The sequence below is a fragment of the Adhaeribacter sp. genome (assembly GCF_057359045.1).
The window spans coordinates 1-4847 of record NZ_JBMQUD010000071.1 but is presented as its reverse complement, the minus strand read 5'-3'; the positions used below and the strand labels follow the sequence as shown (position 1 = coordinate 4847).

General features: G+C 42.4%; 4 protein-coding genes. 1 reads left to right on the top strand and 3 read right to left on the bottom strand.

Features of this window, described 5'->3' with window-relative positions:
• From ACO1R6_RS11515 to ACO1R6_RS11505, 3 genes are all read right to left on the bottom strand, one after another.
• A partial coding sequence (locus tag ACO1R6_RS11515) for a Gfo/Idh/MocA family protein (RefSeq protein WP_486264884.1) occupies positions 1-749 on the bottom strand: 749 nt, incomplete at its 3' end.
• A 37-nt stretch (positions 750-786) separates the two neighbouring features.
• Positions 787-1650, bottom strand: a complete 864-nt coding sequence (locus ACO1R6_RS11510; protein ID WP_486264882.1) for a ThuA domain-containing protein — start codon at positions 1648-1650, stop codon at positions 787-789.
• Positions 1651-1989: 339 nt separating this feature from the next.
• Positions 1990-2997, bottom strand: coding sequence for an SGNH/GDSL hydrolase family protein (locus tag ACO1R6_RS11505; protein WP_486264880.1), 1008 nt, complete (start codon positions 2995-2997; stop codon positions 1990-1992).
• A 902-nt stretch (positions 2998-3899) separates the two neighbouring features.
• On the opposite strand from ACO1R6_RS11505, the gene ACO1R6_RS11500 reads away from it, so the two are divergent.
• Positions 3900-4556 carry a 3-keto-disaccharide hydrolase gene (locus tag ACO1R6_RS11500; RefSeq protein WP_486264878.1) on the top strand — a complete coding sequence of 219 codons (657 nt, stop codon included), beginning with the start codon at positions 3900-3902 and terminating at the stop codon, positions 4554-4556.
• The last annotated feature ends 291 nt before the right edge of the window (positions 4557-4847 follow it).

Genomic DNA, 4847 nt, shown 5'->3' with positions numbered 1-4847 from the left:
TCTTGGGTATAATAAATATAAGGCGTAGAACCCAGCCACATGTCGTAATTCAGATTTTCCGGCAAGGGCATTTCGGTGGTATCACCGCCGGCGGGGTCCGAAGGCAAACCCACGTGAACGGTTTTCAATTTACCAATGCGGCCATTCCGGACCAACTCGCAGGCTTTTTTAAATTGCGGCCAGGGGCTTACCGACCGCTGTTGGCTACCCAACTGAAATGTAACGCCCGATTTGCGCACGGCATCGCTCATTTGCCGGCCTTCTTCAATGGTGAGTGAGGTCGGTTTTTGCAGATAAATGTGTTTACCGGCCAGCGCCGCTTCTATGGCCGGTTGGGCGTGCCAATGGTCGGGGGTACTAATGATAACCGCATCTATCTCTTTATTGGCTAGCAGTTGGTGGTAATCGTCGTAGGTTTTTACCTCCAGGTAGCCGGTTTTATTCATCTTTTTATCGTACCAGCCTTCAATAAGCGCTTTGCCGCTTTTTAAACGATTCTGATCCACATCGGCCACGGCCATTATGCGGGCAACATCATACTTAAAGGTTTCGGCCAGGTCGTGGCCCCGCGCAATGCGCCCGCAGCCAATTTGCCCAATATTTATTTTATTGCTGGGCGCATTTTTTCCGAATACCGAGGCCGGTACAATGGTCGGGAAGCCGGTGATGGCGGCGGTGGTAATTACGCCTTTGGCGGTGGCTTTTACAAAGTCGCGCCGGCTATAAGTACGGGTGGTTAAATCTTTCATAACTAATATTTTGTGGTGGATATACTGGATAGATTATTTAATACCGTACGGGCGTATCGCGCGCGTCGGCGTAAGCTTTCGTGTAATCTAGTTTCTGGGCCTGACCGGCTATAAACCGGATTCCCTGGAAAATATGTTTTACAAAAATCGGTTCCTGGTAATATTCTTTGTTATGGCCCAAAGTGGTTACCCAAATATTGCCGCCATCGAACTGCTGGTGCCAAACCGCGGGATAAAATTGCCGGAATGGGGCTGAAAACTGAGCTACTTTATCGGCTTCTTGGGGATCTATAGAACTAAGGTCGTGGGCCATGATAACTTTAATGCCTGGGTATAGCTCTTTCGCAAAATAACATTCGTCGCCAAATTGTCTTTCCCAAATGCGGGGCAACCCTTGCGCCGTAGGATGTGCCGGGTCAATAATATTTACTCTGAACTTTTGATTTTTGGCGTGCCACACAAAAGTACCGCCCAGCATTTGTTTAAACCAGGTCCAGTTTCGTTCGGTGCCGGTAACCGAATGAATGCCTACAAACCCGCCGCCGGCTTGTATATACCGCCGGAAAGCCAGGCGTTGCTGGTCGGTATCAAAAACATCGTTGTTGGTACTGGTAAATATGAGCAAGGTATATTGGTTCAGGGTTTCCGGCGAAAATACTTCCGGCTTATCCGATACCTCTACTTTAAACCCGTGCGCCTGCCCTAGCTGCTGAATACAAGTAACTGCGGCCGGAATATTATCGTGCACGTAGCCTTTACCGTTTTTGGTGTAAACCAGTACCTTTACTTTTTTCCAGTTTATTTTTTCTTTTATGGCTGCTTTAACGGGAACCAGGCAAATAATTAATAACCAAATAAATATTAATTTTATAAAAGAGCGGTTCGGCAGCGTAGTTGTCATCAAATATTTAAATATTAGGTAGTAATTAAACAGTTAAAGCAAGTACTTGTAAATAGCAACAGCAGCAGCTAAAACACGCCGCCCCAACATTCAGCCATTTGGCCTCTTTCCGCTTAAGTAATTAATTTTCAGCTTCTCCATAATACAAAAAATATTTATAACACGAATAATCCGGGTAATTTTTTTTGCTGCTGCGCGGCTGATCTGATTTAATTTCTGTAATAGAAATGAATATTTTGCTAGTAAACCTTATGAGATACAGAAAACAAGAAATTACTTTACCCTTACTCCATGATATGGTGGAGGAGTTAAAGTAATTATATACTGGTAAGTTTTTGCTTACTTATCTGTCGGTATAATTATCCCGGTGGGCGCTTTACCTTTTAAGGTGGCCCGGAGTTGTTTTTCTATTTGGGCGTATTTTTGCCGAGCTTCAGTTAGCGACATACCGGGCTTCATGCCGGGGCGTTTGTGACCCGTAGAACTTAACCAGGCATCTTTCATAAAGCTTTGGCGTTGCTTTACCAGGTTATAAATGACTGCGTGGTGTGGGTTTACCTGTAAAGTGGTAAAAACATCGGGTGCGTCTGCTATTGGCTCGCCTAAATACTGCAGCATTGCTTTGGCCATGAGCCAATGACCCAAATCGCCGGGGTGTACCCCATCATTTGCCAGCTTAAAAGCAGGGTTAGCGGCTTTCTGGGCGTTTAAATATTCGGTCATAGGCGTATGCACATCGGCTACCTCCCATTTTAACGAATCTTTTTGGCTGAGCAACCAGGCAGCATATTTATCTAAAACCAGATTATAGCCTTTGGTGCCTAGTTCTTTATCGTCGTGCACCGGAGGCGTAACATGAATAATTCTTTTAGCGCCCGCATTTTCTAGTTGCGCGTGTAACCACAGCATACCCGACCGGAAAGCTTTAAAACGGGCTTCATCGAAGGGCAGGTAAATGCCGTCGTTCATGCCGTAGTTGGCAAATACTACATCGGGTTTAACCTGCTCTAGTACGCGGGCTAAACGTTCGTGTAAGTCGGGGCGCGGAAATTTGCCGTCGGCATGGTTGGGTTCACTCAATCCCGAAACCGTTTCGCTGGGCAAGCCCACATTTATAAACTCGTAGCGCTGGTCCGGATAATGGGTAACAAAATACGCTTCCAGGTCGGTTATATACTGGCCGGCATACGTAATGCTGTTGCCCAGAAATAAAATCCGCTTCGTGCCTTTGGGAAAAGGTGTTTTGGCTTGGGCTGCTGTAATAATGGCACTATGTAACAATACCAGGCAAAGCAAACAGCTTAGGTAATATTTAGAAACACGCACCAAAAACATAACACGATTCATAGGCAGGATTTAAGCGGAACGGGTTAAGATAAATATTCTAGTGAATATTTGTAAAGCCTAAGTAGTAAATAATAAATTTTAATCTATACTGAACTTGTTTAGTGTTTTACTAAAGGGACTAACCGCTGCCATTGGTGGTGTTATCACCGCCAATCCTTTAGCTTTTGCCCGACTACTTGCCGGTGAAAACACACGGCCAGGGCAAACTGTTCATGCTTTTTACAAATACTAAACAGCTTCTATAATTATATAACTACAATTCAATAACTGTTTAAATTTGAAATAATTTCATTATTGATTTTATTGTATCAATTTCTTTAAAAGATTGATAGTAAAATATTATATAATTCTGCTGTTATAATCAGCTAGATTATCCCGGAATAAATACCTCCTTAAATTTTAATTTTCAGGCTTATTTTAAAATAAATATGATTCTTATCTACTTTTCTGCCTTACTTCTTTCTTTTAGCAGATTCAGAGATGCGGCGAGTACTTCATCGGAAGAAGCAGAACGTGCGGTAGTAATTTTCGGTTTAATATGTCTGTATATATTAATCTATACGCTTTACTTATACTATAAACAGTGGAAGCAAAACCGATTGAAATAGTAAAAATTTGTCTACCCCGCTTTTAAAGCATGTTTAAACTTTAAATCTTGAATAAATTATTATATTAAGCCATACTGGTTAAAAGTGATATGCAAATGCCATACCCTTAATCATCGTCCTTCCGGAGGAATCTAATCGGTTACTTGCCCATTAGATTCCTCCGAAAGGACGGGATTGGATGATTTAAACAAAATTTAAACATGCTCTTCATTAAATATTTAAAACAAAATCTTTGCAGCGTATGATATTTAATTAAAATTGTACCAGTTTACAAATAACTCCCCCTACCACCACATGAATTTATTCCTACTTCTCATAACTCTTCTAGTCGCCAATGTTTCTAACTTCATCTACCCACCTAAACCCAAACAGATTCGGTTGTTCGATGGCAAAACTTTCCGGGGTTGGGATGGCGATACCCTGCATACCTGGCGCATCCAGGACGGCGCTTTGGTGGGCGGTTCGCTTACCGATAAAGTACCCCACAACGAATTTTTAAGTACCTCCAAAAGCTATACTAATTACAACCTGAAATTAAAATTTAAACTTACCGGAACCGAAGGATTTATAAACGGTGGCGTACAATTTCATAGCCAGCGAATTGCCAACCCCGCTTACGAAATGGTTGGCTACCAGGCAGATATTGGCAAAGGCTACTGGGGGTGTTTGTACGACGAATCGCGGCGAAATAAATTACTGGCTACCGCCGACACAACTAAAATAAAAAGTTTGCTCCGGCCCAACGATTGGAATGATTACGAAGTACGCAGCCAGGGCGGGCGTATACAAATTCTGTTGAACAGCGTGCAAACCGTTGATTATACCGAAACCGATGAATCCATTCCACAAGCCGGCTTAATTGCCTTACAAATTCACGGCGGCGGCAAAGCCGAAGTTTATTATAAAGACATTACCCTGGAATTGCTGCCGACTAATCGCAAAAAGAAGTAAATATTTGTTCTACGGGAAATGGTATCGGTTTAACTTGTCTTTTTCTCAAAATTGATTTTGATTTATTAATCTAAAAAGATAATTTATATCTGCTTTTTCGCTTGCCTTACGGGTAAGCTATATTTCAGTACTTATTTAAACCCCCAAAAAGATTATAATGTCGTTTCCCCTACCCCGTTTATTAATATTATACTTACTAATATTTGGCTTAAACCACGCGCTATTTAGCGCACCTACCGTTGGTAAACCAATTAAAGTTAAAACGGTTGCCCCATACGACCGCGAATATAC

Bases quoted from the DNA above. Each gene is read 5' to 3' on its own strand.
- ACO1R6_RS11510 (WP_486264882.1), bottom strand. From the start codon at position 1,650: ATGACAACTACGCTGCCGAACCGCTCTTTTATAAAATTAATATTTATT.
- ACO1R6_RS11505 (WP_486264880.1), bottom strand. From the start codon at position 2,997: ATGAATCGTGTTATGTTTTTGGTGCGTGTTTCTAAATATTACCTAAGC.
- ACO1R6_RS11500 (WP_486264878.1), top strand. From the start codon at position 3,900: ATGAATTTATTCCTACTTCTCATAACTCTTCTAGTCGCCAATGTTTCT.